The organism is Francisella halioticida (genome assembly GCF_002211785.1).
Classification (GTDB): domain Bacteria; phylum Pseudomonadota; class Gammaproteobacteria; order Francisellales; family Francisellaceae; genus Francisella; species Francisella halioticida.
On the sequence record NZ_CP022132.1, the window covers coordinates 1,363,854 to 1,382,498 of the forward strand.

Below are 18,645 nucleotides of genomic sequence, written 5' to 3' on the forward strand. Positions count from 1 at the left end.
AAGATAAAAGGAGTTTTATGAGCTTTTTAAACTTTAGCGTTCTAATATTTGCATACCTATTAGGATCAATAAATAGTGCAATTATAGTTTGTTATATTTTCAGACTGCCATCACCAAGAAGTGTTGGTTCTGGTAATCCTGGTACAACTAATGTATTAAGAATTGGTGGTAAAACTCCTGCTATTATTACATTAACTTTTGATATTCTAAAAGGTTTAATACCTGTAGTTATTGCGAAAGTCCTAACAGGTAATGAATTTATAACTGCATGTGTTGCTCTATATGCTATATTAGGTCATGTGTTTCCTATATTCTTTGGGTTCAAAGGAGGCAAAGGTGTTGCTACACTTATAGGAACGTTATTTGGCTTTAGCTGGATATTAGGATTAATATTTGTAATTACATGGTTGTGTGTAGCTGTAATAACTCGCTACTCTTCACTATCTGCATTATTAGCTACTGTTATAGCAAGCTTCTCTGTAATATTTACAGCAGATTTCCAAATAGCTGCTCCTTTTTTAATAATAGCTATTATTATCCTTGTTAAACACAAAGGTAATATTCAAAGATTAATTAGTGGACAAGAAAGTAAAATAGGCGATAAAGCAAAGGCAAAAAATGATACAAATTAAAAATCTAAAAAAAGAATATCGCACAAGTAATATTAATAACCTTGTTCTTGACAATATTAATCTTGAAATAAAGCAAGGTGAGATATTTGGTATAATTGGTCATAGTGGCGCTGGTAAAAGCTCACTATTAAGATGCCTAAATTTACTTGAGCAGCCCACAGAGGGTTCTATATTTATAGCAGATGAAAATATAACTAAAAAAAATCCAAAACAGTTAAGAGCCTTTCGTAAAAAAGTCTCTATGATATTTCAGCATTTCAATTTATTATCATCACGAAATGTTTTTGAAAATATCTCATTACCTCTTGAGATCCAGGGCATATCTAAAGCTGAAATAAAAAAAAGAGTTCATGAACTTTTAGACTTAGTAGAACTTCCAAATAAAGCAACTGCTTACCCTAAAAAACTTAGTGGTGGTCAAAAACAAAAAGTAGCCATAGCTAGAGCACTTGCTCTTGACCCATTAGTATTATTATCTGATGAAGCTACCTCTGCTTTAGACCCTACATCAACAAAACAAATATTAGCCCTACTTAAAAGATTAAATAAAGAACTAGGACTGACTATAATTTTAATTACTCATGAAATGGATGTAGTTAAAAAAACATGTGACAGGGTTGCTATTATTGATAAGGGTCGTATTGCCGAAATGGGCAAAACTCTTGATATTTTCTTAGATCCACAAACAGCTGTAACAAAATCTTTTGTTGAGACGAGTATTCATACAAAAGTTCCTGATTTTATGGCTAAGAAACTTCATGATAACCCTTACAGCAACGACCACACATATCCTGTTGTACAGCTAACTTTTTACGGTGATAAAGGTAAGATGCCAATAATTGCTGAGATATCTCGGCAATTTAATGCTACAGCAAGTATTATTCAAGCAAATATTGAGACAATCCAAGAACAAATAGTTGGAATCGCAATTTGTCATATAACAGGTGAACGCCAAGATTGGGAAAATGCCCTGAGATTTCTTTCAAACCAAGATGTTAATTTAAAGGTACTAGGTTATGCAACAGCAGACAATATTTAGTTTACACGAGCTTAACCAAATAGCTCTATCTACTTGGGAAACTATTTTTATGGTTTTCATCGCCACTCTAGTAGCTGTTATAGGTGGTATATTATTAGGTATTTTGCTATACATTACTCAGGATAATAAAAATATCTTAGTTAAAGGATTTAGCAAAGGTTTTAGTGTAGTAATTAATATTACTAGAAGCATTCCGTACATTATTTTACTTATTTTATTGTACCCGTTAACAAAATTAATAGTTGGCACAACTATTGGAACAACAGCATCTATAGTTCCTCTTGCAATTGCAGCGTTACCATTTTATGCTCGCTTGACAGAATCTGCTCTAAGAGAAGTCGATTATGGTTTAATTGAAGCTGCAAAAGCTATGGGAGCAACTAAGAATCAAATTATATTTAAAGTACTGTTACCAGAATCTAAAAATCTTCTGATCGATGCAGCTTCTTTAACTTGTATATCTTTGATTGGCTTTTCAGCTATGGCCGGTATTGTTGGTGGTGGAGGTCTTGGTGATTTAACATATTTCAAAGGATACAACTATGGCAACTATACATTGCTATTTGGTGGTGTGGTTATACTAGTTATACTAGTACAGCTAACACAATCTTTTGGAAATTATCTCCTTTCAGCAAAAAAATTAACTTCACTTTGGGTGATTTCGGTTATCTTATTAATAGCAAGCGGCACTCAATTATATTTGAATGCATCAGCTGCTATCAATCCTAATCAGATAACAGTTGGATACATAACTAGCCCTCCTCAAGATAAAATTATGGAGCTAAGCAAAAAAATTGCTAAAGAAAAATATGGTCTTGATGTTAAGCTAGTTTCATTTGGAGATTATAACCTTCCAAACAGAGCCTTAAATGATAATGAGATTCAAGCAAATGTTTTCCAACATATACCTTTCTTAGAAAATCAAAATAAGAAGTTTGGCTATCATATAGTATCTATAGGAAAAACTTTTCTTTACCCAATGGGGATATATTCAAAGAAATATAAACACCTCAACGAAGTTCCTAATGGCGCTACTATTGCTATACCTAATGATCCAACAAACCAAGGCCGTGCTCTAATGATATTAGAAGATGTAGGATTGATTAAACTTAAAAAAGGTGTCACTTGGGAAGCTACTCCAGATAGTATAGTTAGTAATCCTAAACATCTAAAAATCATTGCTCTACAAGCAGACCAAATTCCTAACAATCTAGGGGTAGTAGCTTTAGGTATTATAAATAATGACTATCTATCAAAAGCTGGCCTTACACATAAAGATGCTTTATTTGTAGAACCAACAGATTCTCCATTTACCAATATTATTGCAGCAAATGCGGATCAGAAAAATAACCCTAAACTTAAAGAGTATGTCAAAGCATTCCAAAGTCCTGCTATTAAAAAGATAGGCCAAAAAGTATATCCTGATGGTGCGGCAATCGCTGCCTGGTAAAAAGTAGAAATTATTATTTTATTATCCCAGATTTATATGTTTTAATTATTTCTAAACTATATACAATAATAAACCTTATTTGTGACAAATATAAACAAACAAATTGGATGTATTTTCTTAATTATTGGTACTTCACTAGGTGGTGGTATTCTTGCGATACCAATGATTCTTTCATATTTTGGAATTTTAATTGGTTGTATAATAATGTTTCTAATGTGGCTTTTGATGACATACTCAACTCTAGCTGTAGCAGAGGCATGTCTACATTTTGAAAAAGGAATTAGTTATCTCGGACTTGCCCATAAACTTTTTGAAAAACCAGGAATCGTTTTAGTATATATTTGTGCCTTTGGCATACTCTATGGAATGTTAGCAGCATATATATCTGCTATAGGATCATCTTTAGAAAGCCTGCTAAATATTAATTATATACTTATAGAAATAGGCTTTGTTATTATCTTTGGTGGTTTTATTCTAAAAGGTACTAGCCATGCTGAATGGTTAAATAGACTTTTTTTAACCTTAAAACTTATAATTATACTGTTTACAATTATTCAATTATTTAAATCAGTACAGTCAATAAACTTAGATAAGTATGGTTTTAGTAATTTTAAAGAATTAATTATTGCACTGCCAATATTAGCAACAACATTTTCTGCACATATCATAGTGCCTACAGTAGTAAATTATGTAGGCCCACACCCTAAAGATATAAGAAGAATTATCATGGTAGCATCAATGATAATTTTATTAATTTATATTTGTTGGATTGTTGCTATCTTTGGTAATATTGCTATTTATGGAGATAAAAATAGCTTTGCATCAATACTTAGTGGTCCGTTAAGTACTCAAGATAGCATTACTCAGCTTATCTACATACTCAAAGCAAATATTAAATCTCCTGAAATAATAACTTTGATATATAGTTTTATATCAATATCTGTAACTACAGCATTCATAACTCTTTCTTTAGCACTAAAAGATCTAATTTTAGATAGATTTAAGATGAATAACTTTTCAAAAATAAGTAAGAATATACTTCTTAGTTTTTTACTTTTCATCCTACCAATTGTTTTAAATTATTATTTTAAAAAACTCTTTTTAATTGCCTTATCTATTGTAGGGCTTTTTTCACTAATTATGCTTGTTTCTTGCCCTTTAAACATGGTTAGGATCCTACGTAATAAAGACTATAATATTATATACTCTTCCATGAAAAATAAGACTCTAAATACAGTAGCTCTTACTATCGCTATAGTTATTATAATATTCCAAATTATAAGTTACCTGTTATAGATATTCTTTTTGGTTGAATAAGAATATAATATATTAATTTAGATAAACACAAAATTAAGGTGATAAAGATGCAACACTCCCAAGGATTCGTAAAAAAAGTAGATCAAGCAAAAGCAAAAATACAAGAATGCACAGTCGATGATATTTATAGAATGAATCAAGATAACTCTCTTGATGGTATTTTGATAGATACTCGCGAAGAGTCTGAATTTGCAAATGGTTATATCCCAAACGCAATCCATATAAGTAAAGGAATTATTGAAAGTGCTATTGAATCAGCAATACCAAATAAAAATCAGAAAATGTATTTTTATTGTGGTGGTGGTTATAGATCTGCTTTAGTTGCTGAGACACTAAAAAAAATGGGATACAACAACGTAATTTCAGTTGATGGTGGCTGGAGAGGCTGGAATATGAAAAGATACCCTACAGTCTCACCAAAAGAGGCTAGACCTGTTGAGTTTTTAAAACTTGTTAACAATGCAAAATCACAAATCAAAGAATGCTCAGCTACTGATCTATTCAATAAAATAAACTCTAATAATTTTGATGGAGTAATTCTTGATGTAAGAGAGGAATCTGAATTTAATAGATTTCATATCCAAGGAGCAACACACCTAAGCAAAGGAAAAATTGAAGTTAAAATCGAAAATCTAGTACCAAACAAAAATCAAAAAATATACTTATATTGTGGTAGTGGTTTTCGTTCAGCTTTAGCTACTCTTAGCTTACAACAAATGGGCTATGCAGATGTTATTTCTATTACTGGTGGTATCCAAGACTGGTTAAATAATAATTACCCTATTACACAAGGCTGAAAATATGTTTCGAATAGGTCATGGCTATGATGTCCACAAATTCACAGATCAAAAGCAAAATATCGTTATTGGTGGTATAGAAATACCTTATCATCTTGGCTTAGAAGCTCACTCTGACGGTGATGTTCTTATACATGCATTATGTGATGCTATACTTGGAGCTCTAGGGCTTGGAGATATTGGTAAACACTTTCCAGATACTGATAGTCAATATAAAAATACTGATAGTAAATTTTTCTTAGCTGAGATAAAAAAAATGCTCAATAAAAAAGCTTATCATATTGGAAATATTGACTGTACTATAGTCGCCCAAGTTCCAAAAATGCTCCCGTATATTGAAGATATGAAATCTTGTTTAGCTAATATTTTGGATATAGAAATCAATCAAATAAATATCAAAGCTACTACTACTGAGAAATTAGGCTTTGTTGGTAGAAAAGAAGGTATAGCTACCCACTCAGTATGTTTAATCAATAAAAAACTAAATTATTAGTTATTTTTTCATCAGTTTTTGATAAACCCCATTAAAAATTAACAATAACATAAACAAAATAATTTTTACAACTTTGATACAATAAATCCATATATAGGGAGCTTTAAAATAAGCTAATTTAAATGAAATTACAAAAGATCAGTAATAGCTGCTACGCTATAATTAATGAAAAAAATAGAATGTGTGATGCAAATTTTGGTTTCATAAACTTAGGTGTGAATAAGCATGCAAAAATGCCCCCTTTTAGGGGCAAATAAGCACAGAAAAATGCCCCCCTGAGGTGGTAAACTACCCTACATTTTTTATAAATATAGGGCTTAAATTAAGGTGATAAAAATGGATAAAAAAACAGCCATTTTAGTAATGCGTCGTGAAGGCAATTCAATAAGTGAAATATGTACTAGCCTGAATGTGTCAAAGAACACAGTCAGAAAAATTATCCGAGAAAAAGATGTTGAGTATATTCCTAAACAATATCAACGTAAAGTGACTTTTTACCCAAAGTTACAAGACTATATCAAGATACTTGAAGAAATGCTTGCACATGATTTGAAGCTAGAAAAGAAATCTCAGAGAAGTACTCGTAAATATCATAACCAGTTAGAAGCTCTAGGCTATACAGGCTCTTATGATTCTGTAAGAAAGGTATGTTAAGAAATACTACGAAAAACACACTGCTCAACTAAAGGATAGCTTTATACCACTATACTTTGACCCTGATGAAGCTTACCAATTTGATTGGAGTGAAGAAACTGTAGAGTTAGGTGTAAAGATAACTAAAATAAAATTAGCTCATTTTAAATTGTCTTATAGCAGGATGTTTTTTGTGATTGCATACCTAAGAGAAAGTCAAGAAATGCTGTTTGATGCACATGATAAGGCTTTTGAGTTCTTTGGTGGAGTAACTCAAAGAGGTATCTATGATAATATGAAAACAGCAGTAGATAAAGTGTTTGTGAGCAAATCCAACCGTAAGTTCAATCAAAACTTCTTATGTATGTTAAAGCATTATGTTATAGAGCCCACAGCATGTAACCCAGCTTCAGGATGGGAAAAAGGACAAGTAGAAAACCAAGTTGATAATATCAGAGATTGGCTATTCAAGCCAAGGTTGAAATTTGATACATTGGAGGAGCTTAATAGACATTTACAACAAAGAGTATTAGATATATCTAAACAACGCAAACATACAGAAATAAGAGATAAAACTATTTATGATGTGTTTAGACAAGAAAAAAGCTTATTGCGAGACTTTAGTTCCCCCTTTAATGGGTATAAAGAAATTACACGCAAGGTAGATAAGACCTGTTTGGTTAGCTACGATAGTAATAGATATAGTGTCGCTTGTGAATATGCTAATAGATCTGTAGATGTTAGAGCTTATCCAAGCAAAATAAGAATTTTCTGTAATGGTAACAAGATTGCTACACATGATATATGTTTAGATAGAAATAAAAGGATACTTAACCCATATCATTATCTAAACCTTTTGGAAAGAAAGCCAGGAGCGTTGAGAAATGGAGAACCTTTTAAAGATTGGGTTTTACCTAAAAGTATTTTAAAAGTTAAAGATCTTCTGATGTCTAAGAACGGTGGAGATAGGCAAGCTGTTGAGGTTCTATTATCTTTGAGAGATTATGGCATTGAGGCTGTTGAAATAGCATGTGACTTAGATATTGGTAGTAATGTTATAAATTCTCAGCATATTATAAACTCAATAATACGTTTAAAATGTGAGAAAGGTGCACCTATAGTTGATGTTGATGATAGTCTAAAGCTTAAGAATCCACCAATAGCTAACTGTAATAATTATAATCAATTATTAGGAGGTCTATAAATATGATAGAACTTCAAGAGTATTTAAAAAAGTTACATCTAAGTACAGTTTTAGATGGTCTTAAAGAGATTGATAAGGATGATACTCAATATTATAAGTGGTTAGAGGAGCAACTTGAGAAAGAGGTCAGTTATAGAGCTGTTAAATCAATTAATAATCAAATTAAATTGGCTAAGTTCCCTACAGCTAAATCTTTGGATGAATTTGATTTTGATAAGAGTGTAATCAACAAAGAGCTTGTTATAGGCTTACAAAGCACAGGTTTGGTAGATAGTAAGCGTAACATTATTTTAGTTGGTGGTTACTGGCACTGGTAAGACTCATACAGCTATAGCCATTGCTAGAGAAATAGTCAAATTAGGTAGGAAAGCAAGATTTCACAATATCGTTGATTTGGTTAACCAATTAGAGCAGCAGAAGTTAAACAATAACTCGGGAAAGCTTGCGGAAAAGTTAAAATCAATGGATGTGATTGTTTTAGATGAATTGGGCTATTTACCTTTCTCAAAGTCTGAAGGAGCTTTATTATTCCACCTTCTGAGTAAGTTACATGAAAATGTATCTTTGATTATAACTTCAAATTTATCTTTTGGAGAATGGACACAGATTTTTAGGGATAAGAAGATGACTTCAGCTATGCTAGATCGTTTAACTTTTAACTATGAAATTATTGAAACTGGCAATGATAGTTTTAGACTTAAAAATAGGAAATAAAACAGATGATTTTGACTGACTAAAAATCAGTCATTTTAGGTCCTCTAGGGGGTCAAAAATTCGGTGCCTATAGGGGTCAATTTTCAATGCCTATTGACAGTAGGTTATTTTAACGCTAGAAATAACGATTAAGTATATAATATCTTTGATATCTGTATTTTATAAAATCTACAAAAAATTAATATATTAAATCAATAATCTTTAAATTGTCAAATTGGATGAAATTTAGAAGCAGAAAACTTGTTGCTGCTAATAATCTAGATAAAATGAAAAACCTATAGAGATATAATTCTACATTAGAAAACTTAATTTATACTTAACTGAATCTATTAAGCGATTTGGAAGAACTAGTTTTAAATTGAAAGAGAATATAGGTTTATAGGGATTCTAGAAACTATATTTCCAGTTTATGAACCTATTCTAATTGGGTCTGCTATCTAGAATGTTTTCACTGTGTTAGAATTTATAGAATAATTATTATTTTTATATTTTTTCTAAAAAATGGAAAATTTCTTTTTAAGTTTACTATATATAGTAGAAGCAAATATAGTTTTATTCATTTGTCAGGCTTTAACAATTTTAGTTGTACTAAAGCTTATAGTAGACAAAAAATCTGCATCAAATATTTTAGCTTGGCTTTTAGCAATACTTTTTATTCCCTATGTTGCAATTCCCTTCTTTTTTATATTTCAACGTAAAGACAAGCGTAGCTTTTGGCAAAAAGAGACTATGGATATTAGTCAACCTACCCTACAAAAAACATGCTTAACAAAAGAACATAAGTGTCAAGATTTACCCATGGATACTATTAATGTTTTTTCTAGTATGGATTTACCAACTCTCAGAGGAAAAAACTCTTTTGAAATATACACAGATGGTGTTAAAGCTTTTCAAGCTTTTATAGAAGCTATCAACTCAGCAAAAAATAACATCTATATACAAACCTATGTTTTTAAAAATGACACTACATCTAAACTTGTTATAAATGCTTTAGAAAAAAAAGCTGCTGAAGGTGTTGAAGTAAAGATGATGGTAGACTCACTTGGTTCACTATATGTCTATCGTCATAATAAAAAAATATTTAAAAATTTAAGAAAATTAGGAGCTGAAGTTGTCTTCTTTATGCCTGTTTTGACTAACCCATTACGTAACTATATTAATTATAGAAATCATAGGAAAATATATATTTTTGATAATAAAATTGTATTTAGTGGTGGAATGAATATTGGTGATGAATATATGTCACCAATCGAACACGAAGGAATGTGGGATGACTTGTTATTTAAAATTCAGGGTGAATCATTACTATATTTTTTAAAAGTTTTTTGCTCAGATTGGTATTTTGCTACAAATCAAGAGTTAGATTTTAAAGTAAATAACAATATTTCTCAGGAAGGATTTGTGCAAGTAATCCCATCTGGACCTGACCTACAAGAAGATCCTTTATATTCAGGTCTAATTACCGCTATTAATTCTGCTAAAAATAAATTATGGATTATAACACCATATTTAGTACCTTCTGCTGAATTATATCATTCTATAGTTTTAGCTAAAAAAAGAGGTGTTGAAGTAAAAATTATAACACCTAAGAAATCCAATCATAAAATAGTAGATAGAGCTAGAGCAAGCTATATCCGAGATTTTCTAAAATTTAATATAGCTATTCATTTTACAAAAAACATGGTACATGCAAAGGCTGTTCTAATTGATAATAACCTTGCAATGCTAGGCTCAGTAAATCTAGATAATCGTAGCTTATTCTTGAATTATGAGATAGCAACTTTTATATATAGTCAAGATCATGTTCAGAAACTATATAGCTGGGCAGATAAGATTCTAGCTGATTCTAGCAAAGACACTGATCATATGACAACTAAGCGTACTAGCTTACTCATAGAAAGCTTTATGAAAATTTTGACACCTCTTATGTGATCAATTAGCTTAATTTTGTTATATAATAATTAGCAAACCTCATTATAGTTTATAGGAGATGTCTTAATGTCTGTAAAAAATAAAGTTACACTAATAACAGGAGCAGCTTCTGGTTTAGGTTTAGGTATGGCAACAGAGTTCGCAAAACAGGGGGCAAAAGTTGTAATAGCAGATTTAGATCTTGGAAAATCTCAAGTAGTAGCTAGAGATCTTTCTTATAAATATGATATAGAAACTCTAGCTGTACAAATGGATGTAACAAATGAAGATCAGGTAAAAGTAGGTATTGATACTACTGTAGAAAAATTTAGGCTATACTACCCCAATAAATTAAACAATATTTTCAATTATTTAGTTCCCATCTAAGCCGCCCGTTTTTCCAATAAGTTATCGTAATAAAATTTCATAGGTTTTTTATAATTGATAGACTCATGAAATCTTCTATTATTATAAAAATCGATATAATCATCCACATCGTTTCTTAGTTCAACAATGCCAGGATATTGATTTAAATAAAATCTCTCACATTTAGCACTTCTCCAAAATCTTTCGATGCAAATGTTATCAGTTGCTCTACCTTTACCATCCATAGATATAGTAATTTTTTTATCCAATAATGTTTGGATATGAATGTTAGATGTGTACTGGCTACCTTGATCAGTGTTAAATATTTCTGGTACTCCATATTTATACAGAGCTTCATTTAAAACTTTCATAACTAAACTACTATCCATAGTGTTGGATATCTCCCAACTTAGTACAGCCTTAGAGTACCAATCAATAATAGCTGCCATATAAACTGTGCCAGCATCAGTCTTAATATATGTAATATCTGTAGACCAAACTTGATTAGGTCTCAATATGCTTAAACCTTTTAGTTTGTAACTATAAATAGCATGCTCTTTGTTAGGTTCAGATAAGTTTAAGTTTGGTTTTTTCACCGCCAATATAGCTTTGATGCCTAACTCTTTACGATACTTTTGTACTGTGTTCTCACAGATGCTAAACCCATCTTCTATTAATTGCTTATGAGCTTTTATATAGCCGTAGCAGGGAATCTCCTCATGTATCTGTATAAGCTTTGCTTTTACTTCTTCTTTATGTTCGTTAACCACAGGCTTGTAATATAAACCAGCTCTAGAAACTTCTAATAAGAAACTTTGTTTTACAACAGATAATTTATGCTTAGGATCAATCATCGCTTTTCTATCAGATAATCCCAAGCTTACGAGCTTTCCCTCAAGAAATTCCTTCTCAATTGTTAGTTGTCCAACCTTCTTAGAATACTAATCTATCTTGGTTTGAAGCTTTGCATTGTCTTTTTTATATTGTGATACTGATTTGGATGGATCCATTGCCAACTCAGCATTTTCTAAAAAGGCTGTTTTTCAATTATTTATGTTTTTGGGCGTAATATTATATTTTACTGATAACTGTGTGATTGTTTGATCTTTCCCCAATACTTCCAAGACAACTTTAGTCTTAAATTCAACGGTATATATTTTTCTCTTATTACTCATTTACATTTATCCTAAATTGCTCATTTATAGTTTAGCTACTTTAGGAACTAAATTCTCAAAATTGTTGTTACAATTTCATGGGGTATTATAGGCGTATTGATACAGTGATTAACAATGCAGGTATTCAAATAATTTCACCTATTGTTGATTTCAAAATTTCTGCATGGAAAAAACTATTTGATATACACATGACAGGTACCTTACTAGTGACTCAAGCAGCGATGAGACATATGATAGATCTAAAAACTGGTGGTAGAGTTATTGTAGTAGGATCTGTTCATTCAGTTCTTGCATCAAAAAATAAAGCTGCATATGTAGCAGCTAAACATGCTCAGGTTGGTTTTGTAAGAGCTTTAGCAAAAGAAGGAGCTGAGCACAATATATCATCTAATTTAATAGGTCCTGGTTTTGTGTTATCTCCTCTTGTAGAAAAGCAAATTCCCGAACAAGCTAAGGAACTTAATATTTATGAAGAAGAAGTAATTAAAATATTATGCTTGGTAGTACAGTTTATGGCGAGTTTACAACTGTTCAGGATATTGCAGATACAGCTATATTCTTAGCTGGATTTAAAACGAATGCTTTAACTGGTCAAAAAATTTTAGTTAGTCATGGCTGAGCAATGTAAATAAAAATAATCACCTATGTTAATATTAGCTCTATATTAGTATTACGTTCTAACATAAATGTCTGATTCTATAAGAAAAAAACTCGGTCAACTAATTATGATGGACTTTCGCTATTGGGATGAAAGTACAGATAAGAAACCTATTGCTTTTACAAAAATAAATTCTATAGTCAATAAGCTTTTTAAGAACTATAATTTAGGTGGCCTCATTTTATTTAAGGAGAATATAGAAACTAATGAACAGACTATTTCTCTTTTAAGAGGTATACAATCAAACATAAGTACCCCACTCTTTTTTGCAACAGATCAAGAAGGAGGTCGAGTAAATCGTATTAAACAAGGTACTAGTGGTTGTGGTAATATGGCACTTGCTGCTACAAATAAGCCAGAAAATGCTTATACTATGGCTAAGCTGATCGGAGATGAGTTATATAGTTTAGGGATAAATACAAATTTTGCTCCTGTAATTGATGTTAACTCAAATAAGAATAATCCTATTATTGGTGTTAGATCATATTCAGATAATCCAGAAACGGTTATAGAGTATGCTAGACATGCTATAGATGGCTATCATGATTCTAAAATTATTGATTGTGTAAAGCACTTTCCAGGTCATGGAGATACTTCATCAGATAGTCATTTAGATAATGCGAGTGTAAATAAGAGCTTAGATGATTTAAAAAAAATTGAATTATTACCTTTTCAAAAATTAGTTAATAAATACAGTATGATTATGTCGGCACATATCAGTATGCCTGCTTTAGATAACGCTACTCATAAATCAATTTCAACAGGTCAAGATATTAGTATTCCAGCTACTTTATCACATAATATTATTACTAAATTTTTAAAAGAAAAAATAGCATTTAAGGGCCTAATTATATCTGATGCTATGGATATGAAAGCTATTACCACTCATTTTGGTTCTATTGAGGCAGCAAAGTTAGCAATATTAGCTGGTATTGATATAGTTCTAATGCCTGTAAGAATTTGGTCTGAAAAAGATATTTATAAGCTAGAAGAATTCTTTCTGACTCTTGAAAAAGAATATCAGCAAAACACTAAATTTGCTCTAGCTGTTGATGAGGCTTATTATAAAATTCTAAAATTTAAACAAAATCATAATTTACATAATTCATATATATATAAATTTTCTCAGAATGAACAAGTTAAAAGAGCAAATCTAACAGTTAATTCTCAAAAACACCAAAAAGTTTCATTAGATATTGCAAAACAAAGTACAAATATTGTTAAAAACTCAGGATTAATTCCATATCAGTTTAAAAATAATCAAAATATCTTAATTGTTGATTCTGATAAACAGCGATTAGATGAATTTAATAAAATATTAAAAAAAATAGTTTTAAATCAAAATTTAAATATAAGTATTAGTACAAAACATATAAATGATAATCTTGAAGCAGATATAAGAAATTATGATTTAATTTTATTAATATCTGAAAGTTTAAAAACATATAACAAGAAATATTCTAATCTGACCTCTATAGCCCCTAATAAAATTATAAATATAGCTGCACTTACACCTTATGATATTGACTATATTGATAACATAAAAAATTATGTCTGTATATATGGAGCAACCTCTGTAGATCAAACTAATTATACAGTGACTTCCTTAAAAATAAATATACAAGCTGCCTTAGAAAATATTTTTAATATATAAACTATTTCTTACTATTCTTTATAATAATTCATCCCAGAGATATTTATAAACTGTTAATTTAATAAAAAAAATCAAAATCAAATTGGACCATAGGGAGCTAATGAACAGAATGTGTGGTTTAGACTTTCTTTGTCTTTTTATAGTATGGGTTATGATGTGACTTATCTAAATTGATGCTAGATTATCTTTTTATATATAAGTGCATATCTAAGTTAATCTCTAGCTGAAATTTATTGATTGTTTCTTGTGGTAATATATGTCGTATACTATATACTGGAAAATCCATAGAAGCATATATAAGTATTAACAGCATCAATAAGCTTTATTTTATCATTCTTAGTTATATAATTGGTTCAGTAATTGCTAATCGTGATAGCTCTTTCTTAGCTATACATCTAACATTTAATTCTTTTAAGCAAATTCCCCAAGTTCCATTAATCCAGTATCCCCATGCTTGATCAAAATTTTGGCACCCTGGAGTTTTTATACCTTTAAACTTTTTCTCTAACTGAGTGCTAAAATTATTTTTCAGCTGTTGAGCTATTTTTGTTAAATCATTAAATTCAGATAAAGCAAGTGCTTCTTTAGCATATTTTATAATTGAGAGGTATAATATTTTATTCTAGTTGAAGCAATATGATCTTCCGCAACAGGGCTTGAAAATAGGTCTGTAGTACGGACCTCATAAGAACTTCTTGGAATACATTGTGCCATTTCTAATTTGTAAATATCTACCTCATCAACATTACATTTTTTAGCAAGTGATCATACCCTCCTATTTGGGACACTTAGGTGTTAAGAAAAGGAGACAAGATGAAATATACAAAAGAGTTTAAAGATGAAGCTGTTAAATTATGTTTACAACCAGATGCAAATAGACGAGAAATAGCAGATAATTTAGGGGTTAAATATAAAACCATTTGCAGTTGGATATCCAAAGCCATGTCAAACCCTCAGAAAGAAATAAAGATAGATTATAAAACGCAGTACCAGCAACTATCTTTTGAAAATACTGATTTGAAGAAAAAACTCAAACAGGCAGAAACAGAGCGTGAAATACTAAAAAAGGCAGCAGCGTACTTTGCAAAGCAAAATCTGTAAGGTACGCCTTTATTAAGGAGCATTATAAAGTTATGCCAGTAACAACACTATGTAAATCTTTGAATGTGAGCACATCTTCATATTACAGATGGATTCATAAACCTATAGGTAAAAGGCAATATAATGATGCTGAACTAGATGATGCTATTTTAATGAACATAAATCTAGATATGGAAGTGTTAGGATATACAAAGAGCTTAAAGATATGGGTTGGAAAGTTACTCAACCTAGAGTATCTAAACGTATGAAATTACTTGGTTTACATGCTAAAGCGGCTCGTAAGCATAAGAAAACTATAGATTCTAACCACAACAAACATGTTTATGATAATTTATTAGAACAAAACTTCACTGCTTTATCTGTAAATCATAGGTGGGTTACAGATATAACTTATGTACCTACACAAGAGGGGTGGCTGTATCTTTGTGTGATTATAGATTTATTCTCAAGATCAGTTATTGGTTGGGCAATGGATTCTAGGATGAAAGCGGATTTAGTTTGTAATGCTTTAAATATGGCATTATTTAGAAGAAATTTTCCTAGTGGTGTGATTATACACTCTGATAAAGGGTCATAGTACTGTAGCAAACAATATCAAGACATTATTAAAGAACATGGCTACTATCAAGTATGAGCTCTAAAGGATGCTGTTACGATAATGCTGCTTGTGAAAGTTTCTTTGGAACTTTAAAAGTAGAGTTAGTACATGATGAAAGCTATAAAACTAGAGAAGAAGCTAAACTATCAATATTTGAATATATTGAAGCTTACTATAATACAAAAAGGAGACATTCTACAATAAATTATATGACTCCATATCAATTTGAATATATAATGGAAAATGAAGTAGTAAACTGTCCCAAATTGACGGGGTAGATCAAAGTTTAGATAGTATTATATAATTTTCTTGAGAAATTTTTTCATTTTTTCTTGTTTTAATTGTTACATAGAATTGTCATTACTTAGAGTGATTTTTTTCATGATTTATAAGCCATTGCTTTCGTATGATACCTCCACCATAACCGCCTAAATTACCATTGCTATTTATAATTCGATGGCAAGGAATTATAAGGGATAATTGATTAGCACCGTTTGCTTGAGCGACAGCTCTATATGCTGTTGGCTTATTAACACTTTTTGCAAGATCGGCATAAGATTGTGTTTTCCCTATTGGAATCGTTTTGAGGGTTTCCCAGACTTCTTTTTGAAATACAGTACCAATTAAATGAGTGGGGGTTTTAAATACCATGCCTATGCCTTTAAAGTATTGTTCAAGTTCAAGCCTCAATTGTTTGGTAATGGATGTCTCTCCAGGAATTATAGCAACGCTTAGCTTTTTCCTAAGACGCTCTACTTCAAGTTCTAGTCCACGGCGATCAACAAACTCTAATAGGTATCGCCATCATTATCAGCAATACAAACCATAGGTCCTAATTCTGTATCTAACCAAGTAACATTCAATATACAACAGTCAGATTTTGTTGGTGCCACCCCCATGATTTTTGAAAATGCATCACGAAACCCACTACCAGATTCATAGCCTGAGGAGAGTTGAGCATCTATTACTAAATTTCCTTTTCTAATATGCTTCATAGCCAACCCCATTCTTCTTGCTAGTGCATATTCTACAAAGGTCATACCAAATCGTTTTTTAAATTGACGTCTTGCTGTTGATGCATTAATAGATAATTCGTTAAAGTCTTTATTTTTCCAACGCTTTTCAGGACAAGCTTCCACCGCTTCTACAAGTTTTTTAATGATTGGTGAAACTTTGTTGGGTGGGAAAGAGGTTGGCAGCGTTGACATGCTCTAAAAGAAGCTAACATAGCTTCCTTAGCTGACTTAAAGAATTCACAATTGATAAATTTTGGTTTTCTAGCTGGGAAGGTGGGACAACAAAAAACACCTGTTGTTTTAACACCAACAAAAAAAGTTCCTTCAAATTCAGGATTTTTATCTAATAGTTCTTGATAATACTTTTTTTGTCGTTTGCTGAAATCATATTTAATTCTAAGTTCTTTTTTTGAAATCTAATTATATGCAATAAATAAAATAGCATCTCCGAAAATCAGGCATTGATTTTTATATACGGCTTATATTTGTTCACTATCTTTAGAACTTAAAGCGCGGTAATATACCGACTTACTTATATTCATTATCCCGCAAGTCTATTTAACAGAGAACTCTTTGAAATTTTTTACAAGATATAGCGGTTTGAGTAACAAAATTATCTAAAAATTAAGTTGAAACCGCCACATTTTGTTCATTCGCTCCTTATGGTCCAAATTGGTTAAAATAGTTTTAAATAAATGAGTAAAATCCTTTATTTTGTTTATTAATGTAAGTTTTTTTAACATTTTATAGAAATGATAATCATTATCGTGTAGAATCTTTCCTAAAGAATTATAATGATACCCATTATCATTTAAATATAGATTTTTATTACTCTACCCTGTCTATATTAAAATATTTTACTTTAATTATATAAAAATCAAAAGGAGAATAAAAAATGTCTTATTCAAATAACCCTATTATTCATATTCTTAGCCGCTCAGATTTGTCTGATATTGAGCTTAATCCAGAAGACGTAATTAATATTGTAGAAAAAGCATATTTAACTTATGCTGATAAAAAGTCGCTATGCCCTACAAAGCTAATGATGGAGCTTCCTAATAAACAAAAAGATGCAGTTTCTTATTCAATGCTTGGTTACGATGGTTCTCTAGAACAAGTTGGTTTTAAAACCTCCTATCGTCAAGGTAGCCAAAATGCTGATAAATACTACACAACAATTAGTCTTTATGATGATACAACTGGATTACCATTTGCATTTATGGACTGTCATCGTGTTGGTAGCTACCGTACTCCAGCAACAACAGCAATCATTGCTAAATACTGTGCAAAAGAGAATACTGAATCAGCATTAATGATTGGTACTGGAGCACAAGGAATCAATACAATCCCATACCTTCTAACCGCAGTGCCCTCTCTTAAAACTCTTCGTTTATTTGGCACGCATCCTGATGGAATTGCTGCTAGTATTGAAGCATTTTCGAAGCACTTCCCAGATCGTGAGATAGAACTTGTAAAAGATGTCCCTGCTGCTGTTAGTAAATCAGATATTGTTGTTGTAGCCTCAGGACGTGCTGCACACCCTAAGATCGAAACAAATTGGTTAAAGCCTGGAGGACTACTGATTTCTGTTGCTAGCAAAGGAGTAGCAAATGGTGCATTACAAGATGTGAATTATGTTGTAGCAACTAATAAAATGCAAATGGGTGTTACTGGTAAGCGACTAGCAGGTTCAAATAATGAAGCAAATATAAATGCTGAATTACCTGATATTATCTCTGGTCACAAACTAGGTAGAAACTCTCAAAATGATAAAGTTTTTGTATTTTCAAGTGGAATGATAATAACAGATATTCCCGTTGCTAATGCTCTTGCAACTAGAGCAATTTCAGCAGGACGTGGTTCTAAAATTAAATTATGGAGCTAACA

General features: G+C 31.0%; 26 protein-coding genes. 20 read left to right on the plus strand and 6 right to left on the minus strand.

Translation table 11 applies throughout. The features are described from left to right. The first annotated feature begins 17 nt into the window (after window positions 1-17). From plsY to CDV26_RS07350, 13 genes are all read left to right on the plus strand, one after another. On the plus strand, window positions 18-632 hold the full coding sequence (plsY, locus tag CDV26_RS07295) for a glycerol-3-phosphate 1-O-acyltransferase PlsY (RefSeq protein WP_088772719.1): 615 nt from the start codon (window positions 18-20) through the stop codon (window positions 630-632). Beyond that, complete coding sequence (locus CDV26_RS07300; protein ID WP_088772720.1) at window positions 619-1,671, plus strand: methionine ABC transporter ATP-binding protein; 1,053 nt, start codon at window positions 619-621, stop codon at window positions 1,669-1,671. The genes plsY and CDV26_RS07300 overlap by 14 nt, the downstream gene beginning before the upstream one ends. Beyond that, a complete protein-coding gene (locus CDV26_RS07305; RefSeq protein ID WP_088772721.1) occupies window positions 1,649-3,121 on the plus strand; it encodes a MetQ/NlpA family ABC transporter substrate-binding protein in 1,473 nt (490 codons plus the stop codon). Before CDV26_RS07300 ends, CDV26_RS07305 begins: the two co-directional genes overlap by 23 nt. Window positions 3,122-3,202: 81 nt before the next feature. Then, window positions 3,203-4,417, plus strand: coding sequence for an aromatic amino acid transport family protein (locus CDV26_RS07310; RefSeq protein ID WP_088772722.1), 1,215 nt, complete (start codon window positions 3,203-3,205; stop codon window positions 4,415-4,417). A 68-nt stretch (window positions 4,418-4,485) separates the two neighbouring features. Then, window positions 4,486-5,235 carry a rhodanese-like domain-containing protein gene (locus CDV26_RS07315; protein ID WP_088772723.1) on the plus strand — a complete coding sequence of 250 codons (750 nt, stop codon included), beginning with the start codon at window positions 4,486-4,488 and terminating at the stop codon, window positions 5,233-5,235. A 4-nt stretch (window positions 5,236-5,239) separates the two neighbouring features. Further along, a complete protein-coding gene (gene ispF, locus CDV26_RS07320) occupies window positions 5,240-5,728 on the plus strand; it encodes a 2-C-methyl-D-erythritol 2,4-cyclodiphosphate synthase (protein WP_088772724.1) in 489 nt (162 codons plus the stop codon). 122 nt (window positions 5,729-5,850) lie between these two features. Continuing rightward, window positions 5,851-5,985: a hypothetical protein gene (locus tag CDV26_RS13595; RefSeq protein ID WP_255321797.1), complete on the plus strand. Its 135-nt coding sequence runs from the start codon at window positions 5,851-5,853 to the stop codon at window positions 5,983-5,985. A 79-nt stretch (window positions 5,986-6,064) separates the two neighbouring features. Beyond that, the gene (locus CDV26_RS07325) at window positions 6,065-6,382 is read left to right on the plus strand and encodes a helix-turn-helix domain-containing protein (protein WP_088771689.1); all 318 of its coding nucleotides are present in this window, start codon (window positions 6,065-6,067) and stop codon (window positions 6,380-6,382) included. Between the two features lie 43 nt (window positions 6,383-6,425). Beyond that, window positions 6,426-7,565 (plus strand): IS21 family transposase, encoded by a 1,140-nt coding sequence (istA, locus tag CDV26_RS07330; protein WP_088771690.1) that lies wholly within the window; start codon window positions 6,426-6,428, stop codon window positions 7,563-7,565. A 2-nt stretch (window positions 7,566-7,567) separates the two neighbouring features. Continuing rightward, the gene (locus CDV26_RS07335; protein ID WP_088771691.1) at window positions 7,568-7,882 is read left to right on the plus strand and encodes an ATP-binding protein; all 315 of its coding nucleotides are present in this window, start codon (window positions 7,568-7,570) and stop codon (window positions 7,880-7,882) included. Then, the gene (locus tag CDV26_RS07340) at window positions 7,863-8,279 is read left to right on the plus strand and encodes an ATP-binding protein (protein ID WP_157671310.1); all 417 of its coding nucleotides are present in this window, start codon (window positions 7,863-7,865) and stop codon (window positions 8,277-8,279) included. Before CDV26_RS07335 ends, CDV26_RS07340 begins: the two co-directional genes overlap by 20 nt. Before the next feature lie 501 nt (window positions 8,280-8,780). Next, complete coding sequence (cls, locus tag CDV26_RS07345) at window positions 8,781-10,211, plus strand: cardiolipin synthase (RefSeq protein WP_088772725.1); 1,431 nt, start codon at window positions 8,781-8,783, stop codon at window positions 10,209-10,211. 66 nt (window positions 10,212-10,277) lie between these two features. Then, window positions 10,278-10,577: an SDR family NAD(P)-dependent oxidoreductase gene (locus CDV26_RS07350; RefSeq protein WP_088772726.1), complete on the plus strand. Its 300-nt coding sequence runs from the start codon at window positions 10,278-10,280 to the stop codon at window positions 10,575-10,577. On the opposite strand, the gene CDV26_RS07355 is transcribed toward CDV26_RS07350, so the two are convergent. Further along, on the minus strand, window positions 10,574-11,434 hold the full coding sequence (locus CDV26_RS07355) for an IS3 family transposase (protein WP_088772727.1): 861 nt from the start codon (window positions 11,432-11,434) through the stop codon (window positions 10,574-10,576). The two genes, CDV26_RS07350 and CDV26_RS07355, sit on opposite strands and share 4 nt — an antisense overlap. A gap of 165 nt (window positions 11,435-11,599) precedes the next feature. Then, window positions 11,600-11,731 carry a transposase gene (locus CDV26_RS13600; protein WP_169709695.1) on the minus strand — a complete coding sequence of 44 codons (132 nt, stop codon included), beginning with the start codon at window positions 11,729-11,731 and terminating at the stop codon, window positions 11,600-11,602. A 77-nt stretch (window positions 11,732-11,808) separates the two neighbouring features. Here CDV26_RS13600 and CDV26_RS07360 point away from each other — a divergent pair, with 77 nt between their 5' ends. Both CDV26_RS07360 and CDV26_RS07365 read left to right on the plus strand, forming a co-directional pair. Then, window positions 11,809-12,294 (plus strand): SDR family NAD(P)-dependent oxidoreductase, encoded by a 486-nt coding sequence (locus CDV26_RS07360; RefSeq protein ID WP_245806413.1) that lies wholly within the window; start codon window positions 11,809-11,811, stop codon window positions 12,292-12,294. 123 nt (window positions 12,295-12,417) lie between these two features. Continuing rightward, a complete protein-coding gene (locus CDV26_RS07365; RefSeq protein ID WP_088772728.1) occupies window positions 12,418-14,043 on the plus strand; it encodes a glycoside hydrolase family 3 N-terminal domain-containing protein in 1,626 nt (541 codons plus the stop codon). A gap of 340 nt (window positions 14,044-14,383) precedes the next feature. On the opposite strand, the gene CDV26_RS14040 is transcribed toward CDV26_RS07365, so the two are convergent. Next, the gene (locus tag CDV26_RS14040) at window positions 14,384-14,659 is read right to left on the minus strand and encodes a DUF6058 family natural product biosynthesis protein (protein ID WP_420809900.1); all 276 of its coding nucleotides are present in this window, start codon (window positions 14,657-14,659) and stop codon (window positions 14,384-14,386) included. 176 nt (window positions 14,660-14,835) lie between these two features. Between CDV26_RS14040 and CDV26_RS07375 the strand changes: the two genes are divergently transcribed. Genes CDV26_RS07375 through CDV26_RS07385 form a run of 4 tightly spaced genes read left to right on the plus strand, consistent with a single transcriptional unit; the run spans window position 14,836 to window position 16,020 of the window. Then, complete coding sequence (locus CDV26_RS07375) at window positions 14,836-15,144, plus strand: transposase (protein WP_157671537.1); 309 nt, start codon at window positions 14,836-14,838, stop codon at window positions 15,142-15,144. A gap of 32 nt (window positions 15,145-15,176) precedes the next feature. Further along, window positions 15,177-15,392 carry a hypothetical protein gene (locus tag CDV26_RS12175; RefSeq protein WP_088771820.1) on the plus strand — a complete coding sequence of 72 codons (216 nt, stop codon included), beginning with the start codon at window positions 15,177-15,179 and terminating at the stop codon, window positions 15,390-15,392. Then, window positions 15,350-15,721 (plus strand): DDE-type integrase/transposase/recombinase, encoded by a 372-nt coding sequence (locus CDV26_RS07380; protein WP_088773473.1) that lies wholly within the window; start codon window positions 15,350-15,352, stop codon window positions 15,719-15,721. Before CDV26_RS12175 ends, CDV26_RS07380 begins: the two co-directional genes overlap by 43 nt. Before the next feature lie 53 nt (window positions 15,722-15,774). Then, on the plus strand, window positions 15,775-16,020 hold the full coding sequence (locus CDV26_RS07385) for an IS3 family transposase (protein WP_088771625.1): 246 nt from the start codon (window positions 15,775-15,777) through the stop codon (window positions 16,018-16,020). An 82-nt stretch (window positions 16,021-16,102) separates the two neighbouring features. Here CDV26_RS07385 and CDV26_RS12685 read toward each other — a convergent pair whose 3' ends face one another. From CDV26_RS12685 to CDV26_RS14045, 3 genes are all read right to left on the minus strand, one after another. Continuing rightward, window positions 16,103-16,393 carry a methylated-DNA--[protein]-cysteine S-methyltransferase gene (locus tag CDV26_RS12685; protein ID WP_211276361.1) on the minus strand — a complete coding sequence of 97 codons (291 nt, stop codon included), beginning with the start codon at window positions 16,391-16,393 and terminating at the stop codon, window positions 16,103-16,105. A gap of 137 nt (window positions 16,394-16,530) precedes the next feature. Next, entirely contained in the window at window positions 16,531-16,950 is a 420-nt protein-coding gene (locus CDV26_RS12690) for a helix-turn-helix domain-containing protein (protein WP_211276362.1), read from the minus strand. Further along, window positions 16,887-17,174, minus strand: a complete 288-nt coding sequence (locus CDV26_RS14045; protein ID WP_211276392.1) for an Ada metal-binding domain-containing protein — start codon at window positions 17,172-17,174, stop codon at window positions 16,887-16,889. Before CDV26_RS14045 ends, CDV26_RS12690 begins: the two co-directional genes overlap by 64 nt. Window positions 17,175-17,653: 479 nt before the next feature. On the opposite strand from CDV26_RS14045, the gene CDV26_RS07395 reads away from it, so the two are divergent. Beyond that, on the plus strand, window positions 17,654-18,643 hold the full coding sequence (locus CDV26_RS07395) for an ornithine cyclodeaminase (RefSeq protein WP_088772731.1): 990 nt from the start codon (window positions 17,654-17,656) through the stop codon (window positions 18,641-18,643). Window positions 18,644-18,645 lie beyond the last annotated feature (2 nt).

Coding starts and splice junctions, on each gene's coding strand:
- plsY (WP_088772719.1), top strand. CDS start 18: ATGAGCTTTTTAAACTTTAGCGTTCTAATATTTGCATACCTATTAGGA.
- CDV26_RS07300 (WP_088772720.1), top strand. CDS start 619: ATGATACAAATTAAAAATCTAAAAAAAGAATATCGCACAAGTAATATT.
- CDV26_RS07305 (WP_088772721.1), top strand. CDS start 1,649: ATGCAACAGCAGACAATATTTAGTTTACACGAGCTTAACCAAATAGCT.
- CDV26_RS07315 (WP_088772723.1), top strand. CDS start 4,486: ATGCAACACTCCCAAGGATTCGTAAAAAAAGTAGATCAAGCAAAAGCA.
- ispF (WP_088772724.1), top strand. CDS start 5,240: ATGTTTCGAATAGGTCATGGCTATGATGTCCACAAATTCACAGATCAA.
- CDV26_RS13595 (WP_255321797.1), top strand. CDS start 5,851: ATGAAATTACAAAAGATCAGTAATAGCTGCTACGCTATAATTAATGAA.
- CDV26_RS07325 (WP_088771689.1), top strand. CDS start 6,065: ATGGATAAAAAAACAGCCATTTTAGTAATGCGTCGTGAAGGCAATTCA.
- CDV26_RS07335 (WP_088771691.1), top strand. CDS start 7,568: ATGATAGAACTTCAAGAGTATTTAAAAAAGTTACATCTAAGTACAGTT.
- cls (WP_088772725.1), top strand. CDS start 8,781: ATGGAAAATTTCTTTTTAAGTTTACTATATATAGTAGAAGCAAATATA.
- CDV26_RS07350 (WP_088772726.1), top strand. CDS start 10,278: ATGTCTGTAAAAAATAAAGTTACACTAATAACAGGAGCAGCTTCTGGT.
- CDV26_RS13600 (WP_169709695.1), bottom strand. CDS start 11,731: ATGAGTAATAAGAGAAAAATATATACCGTTGAATTTAAGACTAAAGTT.
- CDV26_RS07360 (WP_245806413.1), top strand. CDS start 11,809: ATGGGGTATTATAGGCGTATTGATACAGTGATTAACAATGCAGGTATT.
- CDV26_RS07365 (WP_088772728.1), top strand. CDS start 12,418: ATGTCTGATTCTATAAGAAAAAAACTCGGTCAACTAATTATGATGGAC.
- CDV26_RS12175 (WP_088771820.1), top strand. CDS start 15,177: ATGCCAGTAACAACACTATGTAAATCTTTGAATGTGAGCACATCTTCA.
- CDV26_RS07380 (WP_088773473.1), top strand. CDS start 15,350: ATGGGTTGGAAAGTTACTCAACCTAGAGTATCTAAACGTATGAAATTA.
- CDV26_RS07385 (WP_088771625.1), top strand. CDS start 15,775: ATGAGCTCTAAAGGATGCTGTTACGATAATGCTGCTTGTGAAAGTTTC.
- CDV26_RS12685 (WP_211276361.1), bottom strand. CDS start 16,393: ATGGTATTTAAAACCCCCACTCATTTAATTGGTACTGTATTTCAAAAA.
- CDV26_RS12690 (WP_211276362.1), bottom strand. CDS start 16,950: ATGTCAACGCTGCCAACCTCTTTCCCACCCAACAAAGTTTCACCAATC.
- CDV26_RS07395 (WP_088772731.1), top strand. CDS start 17,654: ATGTCTTATTCAAATAACCCTATTATTCATATTCTTAGCCGCTCAGAT.